The following is a 4427-nucleotide window of genomic DNA, read 5'->3' on the forward strand; positions in this document are numbered from 1 at the left end:
GCTCCGTTGTTGCCTCCGACGCGTACCGACCAATACTCGGTACCTGAGCGGGGAAACTCAGTACTTCAGGTTCTGCGACCAGTAGGTCTCGATCTGCTTGACCAGGGCGTCCGGCAGCGGCACGTAGTCCAGCTGCTTGGCCTGGGCATCGCCGTTCTTGTAGATCCAGCGGAAGAACTCCTGCGTGGCCTTGGCGTTGGCCACGTTCTTGGGCTGCTTGCGCACCAGGATGAAGTTGGTGGCGGTGATCGGCCACGCTTCGGCGCCCGGGGCGTTGGTCATGACCAGGTAGAAGTCCTTCGAACTGGCCCAGTCGGCGCTGGCGGCCGCCGCGGCAAACGAGGTGTCGCTCGGCAGCACGACCTTGCCCGAGGCGTTCTTCATCGCCGCGTAGGACATCTTGTTCTGCAGCGCGTAGGACAGTTCGACGTAGCCGATGCCGCCCTTGATCTGCTTCACGTAGGCGGCCACGCCTTCGTTGCCCTTGCCACCGATGCCGACCGGCCACTGCACCGAGGTGCCTTCACCGACCTTGCTCTTCCACTCCGGGTTGACCTTGGAGAGGTAGTTGACGAAGTTGAAGGTGGTGCCCGAACCGTCCGAGCGGTGCACGACGGTGATCTTGCCGTCGGACAGCTTGACGCCCGGGTTGAGCGCGGCGATGGCCGGGTCGTTCCAGGTCTTGATCTTGCCCAGGAAGATGTTGGCCAGGGTCGGGCCGTCCAGCTTCAGTGCGCCCGGGGCGACACCGGCCACGTTGATCACCGGCACCACGCCACCGATCACCGACGGGAACTGTGCCAGGCCTGCGGCGGCCAGTTCTTCCGGCTTCAGCGGGGCGTCGGAGGAACCGAAGTCAACCGTGGCCGCCTTGATCTGCGCGATGCCACCGCCRGAACCGATCGATTGGTAGTTGACCTTCTTGCCGGTGGCGACACTGTAGTCGGCCGACCACTTGGACATGACCGGGTAGATGAACGAGGCGCCCGCGCCGGTCACATCGGCGGCGTTGGCGGCGAACACGGACGACGCGGCGAGGACGGCAACGGCGGCGCGCGACTTGAAGGCGTGGATCACGGGGTGGCTCCTGGGATGGATGACGGTGCGGGGTGTCCCGCCCGGCGCTCATTCCATAACCATTCGATGACAGCCCAGCGACTGTCATATGACCGCCTCGTGACATGCTTCATGGGACGCCCGTCACAAGGGGCGCAGCGGCTCCGGAACCCCGTACTGGCGGCCGTCATAGCGCAGCACATGGCGCTCGCCCTCTACCGGCGTGGCCTGGTCGCGGCATTCCTCGCCGTCCATCCAGCTGCGCGTGGTGACCCGGCGTTCGCGCAGGACCAGGTCGGCCAGCCCGTGCTTGCCCTTCGGGCCAACGGCAACCGTGCGCGACACCTCGGTCGATTCACCGGCGCAGCGGGTGTCCCACTCGGCCTGGAAACGGCGCAGCACCATCGGTGGGCCGAGCGCGCGCAGCGTGCCTGCCTGCATTGCCAGCAGCTGCAACTGTTCTTCGCTGAAGGGGTTGGGGCCGGAGCCATTGCGCCGCTGCACGCGCAGGCCGAAGGCGAGCGTGCCCGGCGCAAGCTGATAGCGCGCGGTATCCAGCTGCATGCCGTCGAAGAAGATCGCATCGCTGTCCAGTGCACCGGGCAACACCTTCCACGCGCGTGGTGCGAGGGTGTCGCTGTCGATCACCAGGATGTCCACGTCGCCCTCGCGGGCGTCGTGGTCGCCGCCATCGCGCCAGACCGGCGTGGCCAGCAGGGTCAGTTCGGGGCGTGCCGGCCAGCGACGGCAGACGCTGCCAGCGGTGTCGCGGGTGTAGCCGGGGCGATCGGGCAGCACGTTGTCCGCCCGCACCACGTACGCCTCTTCCGCGGCCGCCTGGGCGTCGTGGCAGTCCTGCGCATGGGCGGGCAGGGCGGTGCCGCCGACGGCGGCCAGCAGCAGCGACAGGGCGATACGCATCGGGTTCCATCCATGGGAAAAGGGCGCCCAGCATACCCGCGCACCCTGAGGGGGTGACGCCACCCCATGGGTGGCTGCACGCCATGCAGGAAAGGTAGAGCCACCCCATGGGTGGCTGCACGCGGTGCCGGACAGGTAGAGCCACCCCATGGGCGGCTGCGCGCGGTGCCTGAGCGGAGCGCAGCCACCCATGGAGTGGCTCTATCGGTGCCGGGCACGAAAAAAGGGCGCAGCCCAAGCTGCGCCCTCCCTGTCATACGGTTGCCGCAATCGCTTACCAGAAGAACTGCAGGCGCGCTTCCAGGATGTTCGGGTCGTCGTTGACGAACGTGCGGCTGGCGGAGCTGTACTTCTTGCTGTCCACCATCACGTAGTTCAGCGCGAACTTGGTGTTGGAGCGCCAGTAGTAGTTCACGCCCACGGTCCAGATATCCATCTTGCCGCCGAGCACGCCATCGACGATCGGCGGGCGACCGGCAACCGGGTTGGCGGCCAGGTTGCCGTCATTGAGGTCCATGTGGTCGTAGCGCGCGCCCAGCTGCCACATGCCCGAGGCCGGCTCGTCCGGCAGGCCGGTGGTCGGCACGCCACCCTTGTAGCCCCAGCTTTCGCCGGTGATGTTCCACAAGCCGCTGACGTAATAGCCATCGCTGGTGTAGTTGTCGTGCGAGTAGCGCTTGGCCTTGCTGTTGTAATACTCGGCCTGGGCCTTGAACGGGCCGCCGATGTACATCGCTTCGGCGCCCATCGTGCTCACGCGGTCGGTGTCGACCAGGTTGCCGCTGTCGACCAGGCGCGCGGTGGCCAGGTCGGCGTTGGGACGGGCGCGCACGCGCAGGGTGTCAGCGTCGGTGTCGTACTCGACGTAGCTCAGGCCGAAATGCAGGACCTGGCCCTTCTCGTTGATCGGTGCCCAGGTGCCACGCGCGCCGTAGCCGCTGCCGTGGGCCAGATTGCGGGTCAGCTCGCGGCCGAAGGCGCTGGCGGTGACCGACCAGTTGTTGTCGCCGATGCTGTAGGCGCCACCGAGGCGGCGGGCCACCGCGTAGGTGTTGGTGACCGCAGCCTTGGAGATGAAGTCGTTGTTCTTGGTGCTGGACAGTTCTTCCAGGCTGTTGGGCTGCTTGAACTGGCCGAACTGAACGAAGTGGTTGGCGTTGCCGGCCAGCTTGTACTTCAGGTTGGTGTCCAGGAACTTGTCGGCCTTGGCGTCATAGCCCACCACCCACTCGATGTTGCCCGGGCCCTTGCCCTTGAGCACCAGCTCGGCGCGGCGCAGCTCGAATTCGCTGTTCTTGCCGTTGCCGGCGTCACCGCCGTTGAGGTCGGTCAGGTCGTTGTCGAACCAGTTGCCGTCGGCCTGGACCAGGCCTTCGAAGGTGATCTCCGAGCCGCCGATCACATCGATGGCCACTTCGGCGTGTGCGGCCGGGACGAACAGCGCAGCCGCAACGGCCGCAGTCAGGAGTTGGCGATGCAGTTTCATGGAGAGCCTTGCAGGCAGGTGGGAAGATGCTGCGCAGGCTAATTAGTGAAGATTGCGTAAATATGACAGTTTCGGACAAACCGACGGCCGGCCGGGGCCCGGCCACGTCTGGGCCTGCCATTGATGACCGACGCAGATGACGGCGGGGTTGCGTGAATATGGCAGTCGCGACCGCGGCTCAGGCGGCGGTCTTCTGCTTGAACCGGCACAGGTCGCGGATCACGCACTGCGGGCAGTCCGGTTTGCGCGCCTTGCACACGTAGCGGCCGTGAAGGATCAGCCAATGGTGTGCATCGCGCAGGAACTCGGTCGGTATCACCTTGACCAGCAGGTCCTCGACCGCGCGCACATCCTTGCCCGGGGCCAGCCCGGTGCAGTTGGACACGCGGAAGATGTGGGTGTCCACCGCCATCACCGGTTCGCCGAAGGCAGTATTGAGCACGACGTTGGCGGTCTTGCGGCCGACGCCGGGCAGCGCTTCGAGCGCGGCGCGGTCGCGTGGTACCTCGCCGCCATGCTGCTGTACCAGCAGCGCGCACGCGGCGATCACGTTCTTGGCCTTGGCGTTGTACAGGCCGATGGTGGCGATGTACTTCTTCAGGCCGTCCTCGCCCAGGTCGAGAATCGCCTGCGGCGTGTTGGCGACCGGGAACAGTTTGCGGGTGGCCTTGTTGACGCCCACGTCGGTGGCCTGCGCAGACAGCGTCACTGCGACCAGCAGTTCGAACGGCGAGCTGTACTCGAGCTCGGTCTTCGGGTGTGGATTGAGCTCGCGCAGACGCGTGAACATTTCAATCACGTCGGCGCGGGGCATGCGCGCGCTGCGCGGCGCAGGCTTGGCCGTCGCGGGTTTTTTCACGGTACTCATCAGGCGGTTTTTCCAGCGGCCTTGGCTTTGGCGCGCGCCAGGATCGCGGCGGCGGCGGGCGGCAGGGCGGGTTTCAATGCGGGGGTGGGCGCGGGG

At 66.4% G+C, this 4427-nt stretch carries 4 protein-coding genes; all 4 read right to left on the reverse strand.

Annotated elements, in window-relative coordinates; translation table 11 throughout:
• Nucleotides 1-57: 57 nt before the first annotated feature.
• The 4 genes from pstS to nth all read right to left on the reverse strand — a co-directional run bounded on the left by pstS (nucleotide 58) and on the right by nth (nucleotide 4331).
• Nucleotides 58-1077 carry a phosphate ABC transporter substrate-binding protein PstS gene (gene pstS, locus AC1DQP_RS17055; protein ID WP_457321737.1) on the reverse strand — a complete coding sequence of 340 codons (1020 nt, stop codon included), beginning with the start codon at nucleotides 1075-1077 and terminating at the stop codon, nucleotides 58-60.
• A gap of 123 nt (nucleotides 1078-1200) precedes the next feature.
• Nucleotides 1201-1977, reverse strand: coding sequence for a PA3715 family protein (locus AC1DQP_RS17060; RefSeq protein ID WP_478052064.1), 777 nt, complete (start codon nucleotides 1975-1977; stop codon nucleotides 1201-1203).
• Nucleotides 1978-2251: 274 nt separating this feature from the next.
• Complete coding sequence (locus AC1DQP_RS17065; RefSeq protein WP_457318962.1) at nucleotides 2252-3463, reverse strand: OprO/OprP family phosphate-selective porin; 1212 nt, start codon at nucleotides 3461-3463, stop codon at nucleotides 2252-2254.
• A 178-nt stretch (nucleotides 3464-3641) separates the two neighbouring features.
• On the reverse strand, nucleotides 3642-4331 hold the full coding sequence (gene nth, locus AC1DQP_RS17070) for an endonuclease III (protein ID WP_457318963.1): 690 nt from the start codon (nucleotides 4329-4331) through the stop codon (nucleotides 3642-3644).
• Between the last annotated feature and the right edge of the window lie 96 nt (nucleotides 4332-4427).

This window comes from Stenotrophomonas sp. P5_A8 (assembly GCF_056400545.1).